The sequence below is a fragment of the Pseudomonas sp. UMAB-40 genome, from assembly GCF_900095275.1.
Lineage (GTDB): Bacteria > Pseudomonadota > Gammaproteobacteria > Pseudomonadales > Pseudomonadaceae > Aquipseudomonas > Aquipseudomonas mandelii_B.
On sequence record NZ_LT607554.1, the window covers coordinates 333,874 to 348,754 of the forward strand.

General features: G+C 59.2%; 18 protein-coding genes. 9 read left to right on the plus strand and 9 right to left on the minus strand.

Going from position 1 to position 14,881, the window contains the following annotated elements:
• Positions 1 to 8: 8 nt before the first annotated feature.
• The 3 genes from K0F88_RS07990 to prlC form a co-directional block, all read right to left on the minus strand.
• Positions 9 to 2,051 (minus strand): M3 family metallopeptidase, encoded by a 2,043-nt coding sequence (locus K0F88_RS07990; protein WP_094469777.1) that lies wholly within the window; start codon positions 2,049 to 2,051, stop codon positions 9 to 11.
• Positions 2,052 to 2,163: 112 nt separating this feature from the next.
• Entirely contained in the window at positions 2,164 to 2,451 is a 288-nt protein-coding gene (locus K0F88_RS07995; RefSeq protein ID WP_059403677.1) for a YheV family putative zinc ribbon protein, read from the minus strand.
• Complete coding sequence (prlC, locus tag K0F88_RS08000) at positions 2,448 to 4,526, minus strand: oligopeptidase A (protein WP_219094772.1); 2,079 nt, start codon at positions 4,524 to 4,526, stop codon at positions 2,448 to 2,450. The genes K0F88_RS07995 and prlC overlap by 4 nt, the downstream gene beginning before the upstream one ends.
• A gap of 62 nt (positions 4,527 to 4,588) precedes the next feature.
• On the opposite strand from prlC, the gene K0F88_RS08005 reads away from it, so the two are divergent.
• Entirely contained in the window at positions 4,589 to 5,134 is a 546-nt protein-coding gene (locus K0F88_RS08005) for a gamma carbonic anhydrase family protein (RefSeq protein ID WP_010465689.1), read from the plus strand.
• Positions 5,135 to 5,160: 26 nt separating this feature from the next.
• Complete coding sequence (locus K0F88_RS08010) at positions 5,161 to 5,811, plus strand: HAD family hydrolase (protein WP_219094773.1); 651 nt, start codon at positions 5,161 to 5,163, stop codon at positions 5,809 to 5,811.
• Between the two features lie 125 nt (positions 5,812 to 5,936).
• Here K0F88_RS08010 and K0F88_RS08015 read toward each other — a convergent pair whose 3' ends face one another.
• Positions 5,937 to 7,013 carry an aminopeptidase gene (locus tag K0F88_RS08015; RefSeq protein WP_219094774.1) on the minus strand — a complete coding sequence of 359 codons (1,077 nt, stop codon included), beginning with the start codon at positions 7,011 to 7,013 and terminating at the stop codon, positions 5,937 to 5,939.
• Positions 7,014 to 7,073: 60 nt separating this feature from the next.
• On the opposite strand from K0F88_RS08015, the gene K0F88_RS08020 reads away from it, so the two are divergent.
• Together K0F88_RS08020 and K0F88_RS08025 are read left to right on the plus strand one after the other, a co-directional pair.
• Positions 7,074 to 7,496: a hypothetical protein gene (locus tag K0F88_RS08020; protein ID WP_094469773.1), complete on the plus strand. Its 423-nt coding sequence runs from the start codon at positions 7,074 to 7,076 to the stop codon at positions 7,494 to 7,496.
• A gap of 40 nt (positions 7,497 to 7,536) precedes the next feature.
• Positions 7,537 to 7,959: a hypothetical protein gene (locus K0F88_RS08025; RefSeq protein WP_094469772.1), complete on the plus strand. Its 423-nt coding sequence runs from the start codon at positions 7,537 to 7,539 to the stop codon at positions 7,957 to 7,959.
• Positions 7,960 to 7,965: 6 nt separating this feature from the next.
• On the opposite strand, the gene K0F88_RS08030 is transcribed toward K0F88_RS08025, so the two are convergent.
• Together K0F88_RS08030 and K0F88_RS08035 are read right to left on the minus strand one after the other, a co-directional pair.
• Positions 7,966 to 8,199, minus strand: coding sequence for a DUF1161 domain-containing protein (locus K0F88_RS08030; protein ID WP_094469771.1), 234 nt, complete (start codon positions 8,197 to 8,199; stop codon positions 7,966 to 7,968).
• A gap of 238 nt (positions 8,200 to 8,437) precedes the next feature.
• Positions 8,438 to 8,869, minus strand: coding sequence for an OsmC family protein (locus tag K0F88_RS08035; protein WP_008152515.1), 432 nt, complete (start codon positions 8,867 to 8,869; stop codon positions 8,438 to 8,440).
• A gap of 243 nt (positions 8,870 to 9,112) precedes the next feature.
• Between K0F88_RS08035 and K0F88_RS08040 the strand changes: the two genes are divergently transcribed.
• Positions 9,113 to 10,114, plus strand: a complete 1,002-nt coding sequence (locus K0F88_RS08040) for an LLM class flavin-dependent oxidoreductase (protein WP_219094775.1) — start codon at positions 9,113 to 9,115, stop codon at positions 10,112 to 10,114.
• Between the two features lie 69 nt (positions 10,115 to 10,183).
• Here K0F88_RS08040 and K0F88_RS08045 read toward each other — a convergent pair whose 3' ends face one another.
• Together K0F88_RS08045 and K0F88_RS08050 are read right to left on the minus strand one after the other, a co-directional pair.
• Positions 10,184 to 10,405, minus strand: coding sequence for a DUF1161 domain-containing protein (locus tag K0F88_RS08045; protein ID WP_094469769.1), 222 nt, complete (start codon positions 10,403 to 10,405; stop codon positions 10,184 to 10,186).
• 123 nt (positions 10,406 to 10,528) lie between these two features.
• Entirely contained in the window at positions 10,529 to 10,744 is a 216-nt protein-coding gene (locus K0F88_RS08050; RefSeq protein ID WP_057011580.1) for a dodecin, read from the minus strand.
• Positions 10,745 to 10,901: 157 nt separating this feature from the next.
• Between K0F88_RS08050 and K0F88_RS08055 the strand changes: the two genes are divergently transcribed.
• Entirely contained in the window at positions 10,902 to 11,228 is a 327-nt protein-coding gene (locus tag K0F88_RS08055) for a YqjD family protein (RefSeq protein WP_008152522.1), read from the plus strand.
• Here K0F88_RS08055 and K0F88_RS08060 read toward each other — a convergent pair.
• Positions 11,225 to 12,118, minus strand: coding sequence for a LysR family transcriptional regulator (locus K0F88_RS08060; RefSeq protein ID WP_219094776.1), 894 nt, complete (start codon positions 12,116 to 12,118; stop codon positions 11,225 to 11,227). The genes K0F88_RS08055 and K0F88_RS08060 overlap by 4 nt on opposite strands.
• A gap of 112 nt (positions 12,119 to 12,230) precedes the next feature.
• On the opposite strand from K0F88_RS08060, the gene trpB reads away from it, so the two are divergent.
• The 3 genes from trpB (at position 12,231) to K0F88_RS08075 (ending at position 14,840) form a co-directional block, all read left to right on the plus strand.
• A complete protein-coding gene (gene trpB, locus K0F88_RS08065; RefSeq protein WP_219094777.1) occupies positions 12,231 to 13,451 on the plus strand; it encodes a tryptophan synthase subunit beta in 1,221 nt (406 codons plus the stop codon).
• Complete coding sequence (gene trpA, locus K0F88_RS08070) at positions 13,451 to 14,263, plus strand: tryptophan synthase subunit alpha (RefSeq protein WP_219094778.1); 813 nt, start codon at positions 13,451 to 13,453, stop codon at positions 14,261 to 14,263. The genes trpB and trpA overlap by 1 nt, the downstream gene beginning before the upstream one ends.
• 121 nt (positions 14,264 to 14,384) lie before the next feature.
• Positions 14,385 to 14,840, plus strand: a complete 456-nt coding sequence (locus K0F88_RS08075; protein WP_094469764.1) for an anti-virulence regulator CigR family protein — start codon at positions 14,385 to 14,387, stop codon at positions 14,838 to 14,840.
• The last annotated feature ends 41 nt before the right edge of the window (positions 14,841 to 14,881 follow it).

The following is a 14,881-nucleotide window of genomic DNA, read 5'->3' on the forward strand; positions in this document are numbered from 1 at the left end:
GCATCAGTTCAGCGGGGAGCGCTACTGGGCGGCGATGTGAAAAAGCTGTCGGCGATTGGTTCTCCGAGGAATTCTTCCAGGGCGACCAACAGCGAGCGCGAATCCCCCGGTGAAAAAAAGGCTTCGCGAAAGGCCTTGCCGGTTTGCGGGTTGAATACCCAATGCTGCTGAAACCGTTTGAATGCCTCGGTCGCCAGTACACCCGACCATTTGTAGGCATAAACCGACGCCGCGTACCCGGTCACCATGTAATCGAAGCTGTTGGCGAACCGACAGTAGGGCGGCAGTTGCAGGTGGGGAATCTCTCGCAGCACGTCGTCGAAAATTTGTTCAACGCTTCGGCCATCACCTTGCCTGCGGTGCAATTCGAAGTCGAACAACGCGGCCAGTAACAGCTCTGCGGTTTGCCGGCTGGTCTGGGTCTGGATGGCTGCCAAAGCTGCGTCGACTCGCGTTTCGGCCAGACGCTCGCCGCTCTGGTGGTGAGCGGCCAGCCACAGCAGAAACTCCCCTGACTGGCACCAAAGCTCGAACAATTGCCCGGTGAACTCTGCCGTATCGCGTCCCAGTTGGGTGATACCGGACAGGCGATGGTGAGGCGAGTGGGTCAGAACGTGCTGCAAGCAATGGCCGAACTCATGGAACAGAACGCGCAGGTCCTTATGAGCGAGAAGGCAAGGACGTTCGGCATTCCCGGGCGTGAAGTTGCCATGAAGCACGGCGATCGGCAGCGTCAATCGACCTTCGGCGTCCAGTCGCCGATTACGTAGCGTAGCGGTCCAGGCAAAGTCCGGCGCTTCATCCCGATGGAAAGGGTCGAGGTAAATGTGCCCGACGACCTGGCCATGCTCGCTGATTTCAAACAGGCGCACGCTGTCATGCCAGCGGCTGAATGCCCGCTGTTCGACGATCTGGATGCCAAACATGCGCTCGCTGAACAGGCAAAGTCGATGCAGCGTCCCGTCCAGCGGAAAGTACGATCTCAGGTCTTTCAACGCCCCGCCGAGACGTTGCTGGCGTAGCTGTTCGGCGAGAAACTCGTGATCCCAAGGGTGGACCTCAGTCATGCCGCGCTCAAGCGCAAATGCCTTGAGTTCTTGTGCGTCCTTCTCGAGTTCCGGTGCGGCTTGCACGATTTGCCGCCGCAGGAAACCGGTGACTTGCGCGGTGGATTCGGCCATTTCCGTGACAAGGCTGAGTTGCGCGAAGTTCTCATACCCCAGCAACCTGGCTTTCTGGTGACGCATGGATAACAGCACCTCCAGCACTGGACCATTATCGAATTGCCCGTCGTGGGGGCCTTGATCGGAAGCTCGGGTGGAGTAGGCGACAAAGTATTCTTCACGCAGGGATCGGTCTTCGGCATAGGCCATGACGCGAGTGAAGCTGTCCTGGTCCAGACGCATCAGCCAGCCTTCGTGCCCTGCCTGCTGCGCGTTGACTGCCAGACGCTCCAGTGTCGCCGCAGACAAACCGCGCAATTGCGAGTCGTCGTCGATGCGCTTTGTCCAGGCTGCGCTGGCGCCTTCCAGGTTGGTCATGAACAGGCTTTGCAGCACCCCGATGTCGCGATTCAGCCGGGCCAGCGTCTGCTGTTGGTCGATGGGCAGTTCGATGCCGGACAAGCGAAACCGGCGCAGAATCTTGTTCAAGACCGCTTTGCGCGGCTCATCGTAATTCGCCGCAGCCGGACTCTGCGCCAGCCGCTGATAAGCCCGGAACAGTGCGTGATTACCCATCTTTTCAGATATGTACTGCGCAGCGGCATCACTGCAAGCCGCGCTGGCAGCGTCCCAGGCCTTGCCCTCATGTTTCACCATAGAAAGGGTTTCGATGACGCCCATGGCCTCATCCAGACGCGCATCGGTTTCATCAACGGCCAATACCAGATCATCCCAGTTGGGGATCGTGGATTGGCTCGCGATAATTCCGGCAATGGCCTGGCGGTTGTCGGCAACAAGGGTGTCGATGGCAGGCACCAGGTGTTCGGCGCGGATGTCCTGCCAGGGCGGCAGATCCCAGTGCTTTAGCAGAGGATTGTTATCAGGCATGGCGTCTTCCTTGAATAGGGCTGAAGGATTCAGCCTAAGGAGGACGCGCGGGGGAAGGGTGGTAAATAGATACCACCTTCCACCCCGTCAAAGGGTGGAAGGTGGAGTTGACTCAGTGTTGCTCGTCAGGCTTTTTCTTCAACTTCGGGTTCGGGAAGAACTGCACCGCCTGAACCTTGGCGTCCGGCACCTTGAGCGCCGACGTGTTGACCCGCGTGCCCAATTCCTTGGGCACTGACAGTCCTTGTTCATTGAGCGTGTCCGAATAACCGCAGGCCACGCATTCGCGATGCGGGACCTCGTCTTCGTTCCACATCATCAATTTGTCCGGCTCGCTACAGGCCGGGCAGACCGCCCCGGCGATAAAGCGTCTTTTCGTGATCACAGGCCCCTCGCTCATGCTGCCGCGTCCTCACTCAGGCCGCTATGGCGCAAGAGTGCGTCAATCGATGGCGCACGGCCACGGAAGTCGACGAACAGCACCATGGGTTCCTGCGAACCGCCACGCGCCAGGATGGCTTCGCGGAACGCACGACCTGTTTCGGCATTGAGCACGCCGTCTTCTTCGAACTTCGAGAAGGCGTCGGCCGACAGCACTTCGGCCCACTTGTAGCTGTAGTAACCCGCTGCGTAACCGCCGGCGAAGATGTGGGCGAAGCTGTTCGGGAAGCGATTGTAGGCCGGTGGACGCATCACCGACACCTCGTCGCGCACGCCTTCGAGCACTTGCAGCACGCTGCGGCCGTCGCCGTGGGTGGCGTGCAGTTCGAAGTCGAACAGCGAGAACTCGAGTTGGCGCACCATCATCAGGCCCGACTGGAAGTTCTTCGCTGCGAGCATTTTCTCCAGAAGATCTTGAGGCAGCGGCTCGCCGGTTTCGTAGTGACCGGAGATCAGCGCCAGGCCTTCCGGCTCCCAGCACCAGTTTTCCATGAACTGACTTGGCAGCTCCACCGCATCCCAAGCCACGCCGTTGATGCCGGACACGCCGGCGTGTTCAACGCGGGTCAGCAGGTGATGCAGGCCATGGCCGAATTCGTGGAACAGGGTGGTGACTTCATCGTGGGTCAGCAGGGCCGGTTTTCCGCTGTCGGCCGGGGTGAAGTTGCACACCAGATTGGCCACCGGGCTTTGCAGCACGCCGCTGATCGTGCGGCGACGGTCGCGGGCGCCGTCCATCCAGGCTCCGCCACGCTTGTTGGCGCGGGCATAGAGGTCGAAGAAGAAGCGGCCGACGTGCTGGCCGTTTTCCTTGATTTCGAACAGGCGAACATCCGGGTGCCAGGCGTCGAAGCCTTTCAGTTCGGCGATCTCGATGCCGTACAGGCGCTGGACGATAGCGAACAGGCCGCCCAGCACTTTGTCGATCGGAAAGTAAGCGCGCAGTGCTTCCTGGGCCACGCTGTAACGTTGTTCGCGAAGCTTTTCGCCGTAGAAACCGCTGTCCCAGCTTTGCAGGTCCGGGCAGCCTTGTTCGGCGGCGTAGGCCCTGAGCTGTTCCAGATCCTGGGCGGCGAACGGCTTGCTGCGTTTGGCCAGATCGCGCAGGAAGCTGAGGACCTGATCGCTGGATTCAGCCATTTTGGTGGCCAGGCTCAGTTCCGAGAAACTGGCGAAGCCAAGCAACTTGGCCAGCTCCTGACGCAGGTCGAGGATTTCTTCCATGACCGGGCCGTTATCGTTCTGACCGGCGTTCGGGCCTTGGTCCGACGCGCGGGTGCAATAGGCAGCGTAGACTTCTTCGCGCAGGGCACGGTCCTGGGCGTAGGTCATCACCGCGTAATAGCTCGGGAATTCCAGCGTGATGAGGAAGCCGTCCAGATCTTTGGCCTGTGCAGCGGCGGCCATTTGCGCCTTGGCCGAATCGGTGAGGCCGGCAAGGGCGGCTTCATCGGTCACGTGCTTGGTCCAGGCTTGAGTCGCGTCGAGTAGCTGGTTGGAGAAGCGGCTGCCCAGCTCCGACAATTTGCTTTGCACTTCGGCGTAACGCTTCTGTTCGGCTTCCGGCAGGTCGATACCCGACAGACGGAAGTCTCGCAGGGCGTGTTCGAGGATGGTTTTCTGCGCCACGTCGAAACCGGCGGCTTCCGGGCTGTTCGCCAAGGCTTCGAAGGCCTCGAACAGCTCACGGTTCTGGCCCAGCTCGGTGGAGTAGGCGCTCAAGGCCGGCAGGCAGGACTCGTAGGCTTCGCGCAATTCGGCGCTGTTGCACACGGCATTGAGGTGACTGACCGGGCTCCAGGCGGCGCCCAGACGATCGTTCAGTTCGTCCATTGCCAGCACCAGGCCGGCCCAGGTCGGTTGTTTGCCCTGGCTGTCGAGGATCTCGATAATGGCGGCACGGTTGTCAGCCAGGATCTGTTCAATGGCCGGTTGCACGTGTTCGGCACGGATCGCCGAGAACGGCGGCAGGTCGTAGGACTGCAAAAGAGGGTTGTTCACGCTCACGGTTGGCACCTTGGCTGGAAGAAACATGCGGCCATCTTAATTACAATCGACGCTCACCGCAGCTATCGGCAACAGAGAGAAACCCTATCGTGACCCTTCGCAAGTATCAGAACCACACGCCGCTGCTGGGCAAAGGCGCTTTTGTCGACGGCTCGGCGGTGGTGATCGGCGACGTTGAAATCGGCGAAGACAGCTCTGTCTGGCCGCTGACGGTGATCCGTGGCGACATGCACCGCATCCGTATCGGCGCGCGCACCAGTGTCCAGGATGGCTGCGTGCTGCACATCACGCATGCCGGGCCGTTCAATCCCGATGGCTTTCCCTGCTTGATCGGAGACGACGTGACCATTGCCCATAAGGTCATGCTGCATGGCTGCAGTGTCGGCAACCGGATTCTGATCGGCATGGGCAGCATCGTCATGGATGGCGCGGTGATCGAGGACGATGTGATTGTCGGCGCCGGCAGCCTGGTGCCGCCAGGCAAGCGTCTGGAAAGCGGCTTTCTGTATGTGGGCAGCCCGGTGAAGCAAATCCGTCCGCTGACGGACAAGGAAAATGCCTTTTTCACGTACAGCGCGGCGAACTACGTGAAGCTCAAGAATTTGCATCTGGCTGAAGGCTACGACCAGCTCTGACCCTGCGCCCTTATTCAGGATTCAACATGCATTACCAAACCGTTTTGTTTGACCTTGATGGCACACTGACCGACCCGCGCGAGGGCATCACCCGTTCGATCCAGTTCGCCCTGAGCAAACTGGGCATCGATGAACCCGACCTGACCAAGCTCGAACACTTCATCGGCCCGCCGTTGTTGCAGGCGTTCATGCAGTTCTACGACTTCGACGAGCCCAAGGCCTGGGAAGCGGTGAATTTCTACCGCGAACGCTTCAAGGTCACCGGCCTGTACGAAAACCGTGTGTTCGACGGCGTCACACCGTTGCTGGAAACCCTCGGCGGGCAAGGGCGACAGTTGTTCATCGCAACCTCAAAGCCGTGGGTGTTCGCCCGGGAAATCGCCCGGCACTTCGACTTCGCCAGGCACTTCAAGGTGATTTACGGCAGCGAACTGGACGGCACACGCACTAACAAAGTCGAGTTGATTGCCCACCTGATGGCCGAAGAAAGCCTGGACCCGGCCAACACCCTGATGATCGGCGACCGCAAGCACGACCTGATCGGCGCGCGCAGCAACGGGCTGGATGCGGCGGCGGTGGGTTATGGTTTTGGCAGCCGGGAAGAGTTGAGCGCAGAAGCGCCGGCCTATCACTTTGAAACGCTGGATGAGATGCATCGGGCGTTTTTGCAGCGTTAGTTGAAACGCCTTCGCGGGCAAGCCACGCTCCCACAGGACCTATGTCGCACGCATTTTTCGTACGCGACACGGAGCCTGTGGGAGCGGGCTTGCCCGCGAAAAGCCCCGCTCAACCACCAACACTTTTATGATCCTGCCAAAGCCTTCAGCGCCGCCTTGCGCTTATCAACCGGCATCGCACCAAGCTGCTCGACGGCGGCATAAAACTTCAGCCAATCCCCACCCTCCTGCCTGAACAGCGCCGCAAACGCCGGGACCCATTGGTCATACAACCCAAACGGCAACAACCGGGCATTGTTCATTGGCGCATTGATCCACGCGTCATAGCGTTTATCCCCGGCCCAGCGGCTGTCGCGCAGTTGTCGATATTCAAGACGCAGTCGTTCGAACTCCGCTGCTTTGCGCTGGCGCATCTGATCGGTGGGTAGCGGTAGGGCGTAGAGCTTTTCGAGTCGCGTGCGCGTATCCAGAACCAATTGAATAAATTGGTCTCGATGCTGCGCCTGTGCGCCGTTGTCCGGTGCCAGACTGCGCGATGCTCGCCATTGCCGGGTGCCTTCCTGCTCGACAAAGGTGGCGAAGGACTCGTTGAACTCGGTGTCGTGCTTCACATAAAAGCGTTGGTGGGCGAGCTCGTGGAAGATCAGCGTTGCCAGCCGCTCGTCGCCCCAACCCATCATTGAGCTGAGAATCGGATCGTTGAACCAGCCGAGCGTCGAATAGGCCTCGACGCCGCCAATGGACACGTCCATACCTTTCAGGCGTTGTAAGGCAGCCTCGCCGCGGGCAGCACTCTGGCTGTAATAACCGCGATAGGCGACGCAACCGGCGATAGGGAAGCAATGGTTTTGCGGTGTCAGGGAAAATTCCGGCGTGGCAAAGACGTTCCAGACCACGAACGGCCGGCCAATGTCGGCGTACAGACGGTAGCTCTGGTTATCCGGCAGATGCAGCTGTTGGCTGGCGAATGTCCGGGCCTTTTGTGACTGGACCAGATGCGCGCGCAGCATCGGATCGCGAGACGGATCGGCAACCACCTCGGCCACCGGCTCCCTGGCCCGCAGCAACTGCAGCTGACCACTGGCCAATTGGCTGTAGTAACTGACGCCGGCGCAACCACTGAGTAATAAAAGCAACACGCCCGGAAACAAAATCCGCAAAACGCGATCAAGTAACCCAAGGCTTGGAAGCGGCCTGATCAAAATAAAATCATCCCTGGAGAGTCTGCCCGCAAGACTATCCCGCCTGACTGGAGCTCCGCTATGCGCAAATTGATGCTGACGGGAGGCTTGTTGATGCTGACCGGCTGTGCTGGTTTCGGCTTACCTCATCATGATCCGTCGCAAGCGTGGATCGAACTTGACTCACAGCAAGAAGACACCGCCCTGCAAGCGCTGGAAGTCGATGACAAGGCCTCCACCGACAAACGCTATTTCGAGGTACATCCGGGCAGTCATGAGCTGACGGTGCGTTACCAGTTTCCGGTCCAGCCCACCAACATCGGCCCTGACGCCGAACCGCTTTGGCGTGATTGCCAGTTGAATGTGAAATTCAATGACTTCAACGCCGGTGAGCGGTATCAGCTGCAAGCGGGGAATATCGGCTTCCGGCCATGGGCAAAGCTCTATGACCAGCAACGAAAAGTGATTGGCCAAGGCACGCCCGCTGGCTGCCAAAGCAGCTGATCGGCGCTATGCTGAATGACCATCCTTTGGGACATTCATCGTGCGCAGATTGATGCTGTTGCTCGCCGCAGGCGTAGTTGCCGGCTGCCAGAGTCCGTTACCGGCGGTAAATCCGCAGATGGCCTGGATCGAGTTCTCGACGCCATTCCCCAACGACAAGTTGCTGATGGCGGAGCGACTGGACAAACAGCGATTGCGTGACGGGCGTTTTTTCCAGGTGACGCCCGGCAGCCATGAGCTGGTCGTCAGGTTCGACTTTGAAGTGCCCGGTGGCGGGGGCATGGGCATGATGAGTTCCACTACGGAACGGCTGTGCTACCTGACCATCAACTACGATCATTTCGAAGCCGGCCAGCGTTATGTGCTGGAAGGCCGTTCGATAGCGTTCACCCCCGGCGCCCGGTTGTACAACGCCAAGCGGGAGATCGTCGCTGAAGATCGCGAGGCCTACTGCCTGATGTGAGGCAAATCAGCGGTCGTTTTTTTGATAAATTATTTTTTTGGTGCCGCCTTCGCAGGTGCCGACGACCATGTTCTGATCGTGGACTTCGTCATTGGTGACGATTTCCAGGGTGTAGGACGAGACGTTATTGGCCTGGATCTTGGCCTCGATCTCGGCCTTGAGTTCTTCACAGGATTTCGGTGCCGCCAGGGCCGAAGTGGCCAGCGCGCAACAGATAATCGCCAAGGCAAAACGTTTCATGGTTGAAGCTCCATTGAGGCAACGCGCAGGGGACTGCGGTTCAGCTGCTGTCATTTATTCGACCACAGTTTGGTAAAGCGAGTTCTGACTTCGCTCACAAAGCGCAGGTTTAGCCGTTGGGATTGTGTCGCTTAGAAGATCGCTTTCGCGAGCAAGCCCGCTCCCACTTTTTGAAATGCATTCCAAATGTGGGAGCAAGTCTGCCCGCGAAGGCTTCAGTACATTCAGCGCCTGATCATCAGCTAACCAATGTCGCATCCAGGCTGATCTTCGCATTCAACACTTTGGATACCGGGCAACCTTCTTTGGCCTTGTTGCTCAGCTCCTCGAACTGCGCCTGAGTCGCCCCGGGGATTTTCGCCTTGAGGATCAATTTCACCGCCGTGATCGCAAAACCACCGTCGACTTGATCCAGGGTGACTTCAGCATTGGTATCGATGCTGTCAGCCTTGAGCCCCGCATCACCCAAGATCATCGAAAACGCCATCGAGAAACATCCCGCATGCGCCGCGCCGATCAGTTCCTCCGGATTGGTGCCTTTGCCGCCTTCGAAACGAGCCTTGAAGCCGTAGGGTGCTTCTCTGAGTACACCGGTTTCAGTGGAGATCGAGCCGATGCCGGTTTTCAGATCACCTTCCCAATGAGCCGATGCTTTCTTCGTAATAGCCATGTCTGCCTCCTCAAGATCCGGCGCGAAACGTCGCACCTTCGTGGTTTTCGGTTGCTAGGGTTCTGAGGATAGACGGTGGTGCAAAGTTCACCCCATCTCAAAAGTCCTACCGTTTTCGTAGGAATTTATGTCTTGGCTATTGAATCTCGGGTATATGCCCTCATTGCATGAAGCACGCTTATAGATTCGGCAGGTTTTCGTTCGCAAGAAAAAACCTGCGCTCACCATTGGAGAAGCAGGCTTATGAAACGACTGTCCGATATCAAGTTCTCGACCCTTGATCTGGTGCCCGTGCGCGAGAACGGCAGCGCGGCCCAGTCGCTGCGCAATTCCCTGGACCTGGCGCAGCATGTCGAGAAATTCGGTTATAACCGCTTCTGGGTCGCCGAACACCACAACATGGACGGCATCGCCAGTTCGGCCACCTCGGTATTGCTCGGCTACCTGGCCGGTGGCACTTCGACCATTCGTGTCGGCTCCGGCGGCGTGATGCTGCCCAACCACGCGCCGCTGGTGATCGCGGAACAATTCGGCACCCTCGAAAGCCTGTATCCAGGCCGGATCGATCTGGGCTTGGGGCGCGCCCCCGGTTCTGATCAAATGACCGCCCGTGCCTTGCGCCGCGAGCGTTCCGGCAGCGCCGACGAGTTTCCGGAAGATGTTACGGAGCTGATGCGATATCTCGGCCCACGCACGCCAGACCAGCGCATCATCGCCATGCCGGGCACCGGGACCAATGTCCCTGTCTGGTTGCTGGGCTCTAGTCTGTTCAGTGCACTACTGGCCGGTGAACGAGGTTTGCCCTACGCTTTCGCCTCGCATTTCGCACCGCGCTTCATGCATGAGGCGATTCGCGTCTACCGCAATCACTTCAAGCCTTCGGCGGTGCTGGATAAGCCGTATGTGATGCTCGGCGTGCCGCTGGTCGCCGCTGACACTGACGAACAAGCGGATTACCTGGCGACTTCGGTCTATCAGCGCATCCTGGCGTTGATGCGTGGCCAAAGCCTGGTGCAGCGTCCGCCGGTGAAAACCATGGATGGCCTGTGGCTGCCCCATGAGAAGGAAGCCGTGGGTGATTTCCTCGGTCTTGCGATGGTGGGCAGCCCGCAGAAAATCCGCGCCAAGCTGGAGGTGCTGATCGAGCAGACTCAGGCAGACGAGCTGATTTTCACCTGCGACCTTTACGAACATGCGGATCGGGTGCATTCCTATGAGCTGCTGGCGCAGGTCATGAAGGGCTGAGGCTCGGACACGCCGCACATCAAAAAGCCGACGCATTGCGTCGGCTTTTTGATGTGCGCAGGATTCGACCTACTTCGAGTAGACGATGACCTTCGTGCCCTTCTCACAGGTGCCGACGACTTTCCCGCCGGCAGCAGCGCCTTTATCGACTATTTCCAATGAATAATTAGAAATGCCCTTGGCATCAAGTTTCGCTGCGATTTCGGCTTTCAGCTCTTCGCACGACTTGCCCTCAGCAAACGCTGTACCCGCAAGGCTCAACAAACCTACCGCTAAAATAAAATGTTTCATCGGTTGCATTCCCTGGTCGGATCAAAGGGAGCATCCAGCCATCAGCCGGAGGTACTCATGTAGCGCTTTGCCATTTCCCTATGGCACTCGGCCAGCGCGCAAGTTCAGAAGACTAGCTCAAACTCAGCTGCTGGCAATCCGGAACCCGACCTTGAGCGTGACCTGGAAGTGGGCGGCCTTGCCGTCCTTGATGTGCCCGCGGGTTTCGGTCACTTCAAACCATTCCAGGTGCTTGATGCTTTTATTGGCTTCGGCCAGCGCGTTGTTGATGGCGTCTTCAATGCTGGTGGTGGACGAGCCGACAAGCTCGACTTTCTTGTAGGTGTGATGGTCAGTCATGGCGTTCTCCTTGGGGTATGAAATACAGCCTAGCAGTGATTTTTCGTATTACTTCTGTCGGCTGTTGCAACGCAGAAGTTCAGAATTACTGCACTTTCTCGAACCCTTGAAGTCCCAACCAACACACGCTACTCATCATCAATGAAGGAGAGCCACCATGGCCAACACCTCTTTACGTAAAGCCTCATTGCAAAGCATGGAAGCCGAGATCGAGAGTCTGCTGAAATCTTTGGAAAATCTGAAAGACGACGCCTCGGACGAGTCGCGTAAAACCCTCAAAGCGCTGAAAAGCAACGCCGAGAACGCGCTGAAGCATTCGCGCCATCTGCTCAGCGATGCGTATGAAGAAGTCAAAGTCAAAACCCGCGAAACCGGGATTGCCACTCGGGACTACGCCCAGGAGCACCCTTGGACTACCGCAGGCGTTGCAGTGGGCGCATTGGGTCTGCTCGCGGCTTATCTGCTGTTCAAGCGCGGCGACTAATCTGTCTGGCGCAGTTCAGCCTTGAGCCACTGCGCCAACTGCCGAGCGCGCCCGTCCGCGGCGCGCTTGGGTAGCCACAAAGCCAGTTGCGCCGGGGTTTCACTGAATCCCCAGGGCGCAACCAGGCGGCCGGCCTTCAAGTCCTCAGCCACCAGCGGCTCCGGTGCAATCGCCACCCCCAGCCCCGCCACTGCGGCTTCCAGCAGATAATACAAATGCTCGAAACCTTGACCGTACTTCAACGCCTTGGCGTCGAGGCCACTTTGCTGTGCCCAGCTCGGCCAGGCCTGTGGGCGCGAGGTGGTGTGCAGCAAGGGTTCGTTCAATAACGCTGTGGCCGGCGAACCTTGCAGCCGTTCGTAACCTGCGAAACGTGGGCTCATCACCGGGCCGATTCGCTCGCTGGCCAACTCATAGACTTGCATGTCCGCCGGCCATGGCGGCTCGGCAAACACCAGCAGGGCATCGAGCCCCGGCCGTCGCGGATCGAGATCGCCTTCGCCCGCCGACAGGTGCAGACGCAGGTCCGGCAGGTCCGCATTCAATCGTCCCAAGCGTGGAATAAACCAGCGCGCCAACAAACTGCCCGAGCAGCCGAGAACAAATGGAGCGTCAGCGGTGCTTTGGGTCAGCTCTGCGCAAACCGTGCGTAGACGTTCAAAGGCTTCACCGCTGGCATCGCGCAAACGCACACCGGCATCTGTGAGTTTCAGGCCGCGTCCATCCTTGATGAACAGGCTGACGCCGAGGTGTTCTTCGAGCACCTTGAGTTGCCGGCTGACCGCACCATGAGTGACGTGCAGCTGTTCGGCTGCCTGACTGACGCTGTTCAGTCGGGCCGTCGCTTCAAAGGCGCGAAGGGCGTTCAGCGGGGGAAGGTCGTGGCTCATGAGATCTGTGAGTTTTCCTGACAGGTTGCGGCGATCTTATCGGTTTTCAGGCTGGGGCGTCAGGGGTAGAGTGACCGTCATTGTCATCTCACGAATCCTACTGGAGCGACCCATGACCCAGACTAATCTGCGCAACGGCCCCGACGCCAACGGCCTGTTTGGCTCGTTCGGCGGCCGTTACGTCGCCGAAACCCTGATGCCGTTGATCCTCGACCTGGCCCGTGAATACGAATTGGCCAAGGAAGATCCGGCATTCAAAAAAGAATTGGCCTACTTCCAGCGGGACTACGTCGGACGTCCAAGCCCGCTGTATTACGCCGAACGCCTGACCGAATTCTGCGGCGGCGCAAAGATTTATCTGAAGCGCGAAGAGCTGAACCACACCGGCGCGCATAAGATCAACAACTGCATCGGCCAGATTCTGCTGGCGCGGCGCATGGGCAAGAAACGCATCATCGCCGAGACCGGCGCCGGCATGCACGGCGTGGCGACGGCGACCGTGGCAGCGCGTTTCGGCCTGGATTGCGTGATCTACATGGGCACCACCGACATCGAACGTCAGCAGGCCAACGTGTTCCGCATGAAGCTGCTGGGCGCCGAAGTGATCCCGGTGGTCGCCGGGACCGGCACCCTGAAAGACGCGATGAACGAAGCGTTGCGTGACTGGGTAACCAACGTCGACAGCACCTTCTACCTGATCGGCACTGTGGCCGGCCCGCACCCTTATCCTGCGATGGTTCGCGACTTTCAGTCCGTTATCGGCAAGGAAACCCGCGACCAACTGCAAGCTCAGGAAGGTCGCCTGCCGGACAGTCTTGTGGCGTGCATCGGCGGCGGTTCCAACGCCATGGGCCTGTTCCACCCGTTCCTTGATGACAAAAGCGTCGAAATCATTGGTGTGGAAGCCGCCGGTTATGGCATCGAAACCGGTAAGCACGCTGCCAGCCTGAACGGCGGTGTTCCGGGCGTGCTGCACGGCAACCGAACCTTCCTGTTGCAGGACGACGATGGCCAGATCATTGACGCCCACTCGATCTCTGCCGGCCTCGACTATCCAGGCATCGGCCCGGAACACGCCTGGTTGCATGACATCGGCCGCGTTCAGTACACCTCGGTGACCGACGACGAAGCCCTCGATGCGTTCCACAAATGCTGCCGCCTGGAAGGGATTATTCCGGCACTGGAAAGCGCCCACGCCTTGGCCGAAGTGTTCAAGCGCGCACCGACCCTGCCCAAAGATCACCTGATGGTGGTCAACCTGTCCGGTCGTGGCGACAAAGACATGCAAACCGTGATGCACCACATGGAACAATCGAAGCAGGAGAAACACTGATGAGCCGCCTGCAAACGCGCTTTGCCGAACTCAAGGAACAGAATCGCGCCGCCCTGGTGACCTTCGTCACCGCTGGCGACCCGAGCTATGACACTTCCCTGGCGATCCTCAAAGGCTTGCCCGGTGCCGGTGCCGACGTGATCGAGTTGGGCATGCCCTTCACCGATCCAATGGCCGACGGCCCGGCCATCCAGTTAGCCAACATCCGCGCACTCGGCGCCAAGCAGAACCTGGCGAAAACCCTGCAAATGGTTCGCGAGTTCCGTGAAGGCAATACCGAGACGCCGCTGGTGCTGATGGGGTATTTCAACCCGATCCACATGTACGGCGTGCCGCGTTTCATTGCCGACGCTAAAGAGGCCGGGGTTGATGGTTTGATCGTGGTCGACCTGCCGCCGGAGCATAACGGTGAGCTGTGCGACCCGGCCCAGGCAGCGGGCCTGGACTTCATCCGTCTGACCACACCGACAACCGATGATGTGCGTCTGCCGACTGTTCTGAACGGAAGCTCTGGCTTTGTCTACTACGTCTCTGTTGCCGGTGTGACCGGGGCGGGTGCGGCGACCCTGGAGCATGTTGAAGAAGCCGTTGCCCGTCTGCGTCGCCACACCGACCTGCCGATCAGTATTGGCTTCGGCATTCGTACACCGGAGCAAGCGGCGTCCATCGCGCGTCTGGCCGATGGTGTGGTGGTGGGTTCGGCATTGATCGATCACATCGCCAATGCCACCACGCCGGAACAGGCGGTTGATGGCGTGCTGAGTCTGTGCTCGGCGCTGGCTGACGGCGTGCGTAAGGCCCGCGTCAGCTGAAGGTAAAGTTCCTGATACAGAGGAATTAGAGCCTCACGGTACAGACTAAACAGCAAGACCGAGGGCTTCAGGACTACGTTCTGAAGCCCTTTTTGCTGTTTGTGCAGTGAGGAAAGACCCGATGAAAATGCCGAAACGTCTGATTGCCAGCCTGGGCGTGCTGATGCTCAGTGCCACGCCGTTGCTGCATGCGAGCGCCGATCAGCGCGACGATCACGACCACGGCGGCCCGCAGCAGGGCCATTACGATAACCGTGGTGACAATCATGGCGATGACCACCGTGGCCCGCAGGACAATCATCGCGGCGGCCCTCCGCCACGGGATTTCGGCCCGGTGCGCCAGACTATTCACGATAACCACGGCTATTTTGTACGCGGCGCACCTCCCCCTCCAGGTGTTCATCTGGTGCGTGGCCGGCCGTTGCCTCACGGCTATTACGGTGAGCGTCTGGATGACCGTGCCTTGGGACGGCTGCCGTATTACCCGGGCTACGAATGGCGCCGTGCGGGGGGCGACATTGTGCTGATCGCCGTGGGCACCGGGATCGTCTATGAGATTCTGGAAGGGGTGCTTTGATCTAACGTGCAGGCAAAAAGAAGGCGTCATGGGTCATCCAC

Coding starts and splice junctions, on each gene's coding strand:
- K0F88_RS08060 (WP_219094776.1), bottom strand. CDS start 12,118: ATGAGCCACGACCTTCCCCCGCTGAACGCCCTTCGCGCCTTTGAAGCG.
- trpB (WP_219094777.1), top strand. CDS start 12,231: ATGACCCAGACTAATCTGCGCAACGGCCCCGACGCCAACGGCCTGTTT.
- K0F88_RS08050 (WP_057011580.1), bottom strand. CDS start 10,744: ATGACTGACCATCACACCTACAAGAAAGTCGAGCTTGTCGGCTCGTCC.
- prlC (WP_219094772.1), bottom strand. CDS start 4,526: ATGTTTCTTCCAGCCAAGGTGCCAACCGTGAGCGTGAACAACCCTCTT.
- K0F88_RS08040 (WP_219094775.1), top strand. CDS start 9,113: ATGAAACGACTGTCCGATATCAAGTTCTCGACCCTTGATCTGGTGCCC.
- K0F88_RS08010 (WP_219094773.1), top strand. CDS start 5,161: ATGCATTACCAAACCGTTTTGTTTGACCTTGATGGCACACTGACCGAC.
- K0F88_RS08035 (WP_008152515.1), bottom strand. CDS start 8,869: ATGGCTATTACGAAGAAAGCATCGGCTCATTGGGAAGGTGATCTGAAA.
- K0F88_RS07995 (WP_059403677.1), bottom strand. CDS start 2,451: ATGAGCGAGGGGCCTGTGATCACGAAAAGACGCTTTATCGCCGGGGCG.
- K0F88_RS08030 (WP_094469771.1), bottom strand. CDS start 8,199: ATGAAACGTTTTGCCTTGGCGATTATCTGTTGCGCGCTGGCCACTTCG.
- K0F88_RS08055 (WP_008152522.1), top strand. CDS start 10,902: ATGGCCAACACCTCTTTACGTAAAGCCTCATTGCAAAGCATGGAAGCC.
- K0F88_RS08020 (WP_094469773.1), top strand. CDS start 7,074: ATGCGCAAATTGATGCTGACGGGAGGCTTGTTGATGCTGACCGGCTGT.
- K0F88_RS08075 (WP_094469764.1), top strand. CDS start 14,385: ATGAAAATGCCGAAACGTCTGATTGCCAGCCTGGGCGTGCTGATGCTC.
- trpA (WP_219094778.1), top strand. CDS start 13,451: ATGAGCCGCCTGCAAACGCGCTTTGCCGAACTCAAGGAACAGAATCGC.
- K0F88_RS07990 (WP_094469777.1), bottom strand. CDS start 2,051: ATGCCTGATAACAATCCTCTGCTAAAGCACTGGGATCTGCCGCCCTGG.
- K0F88_RS08045 (WP_094469769.1), bottom strand. CDS start 10,405: ATGAAACATTTTATTTTAGCGGTAGGTTTGTTGAGCCTTGCGGGTACA.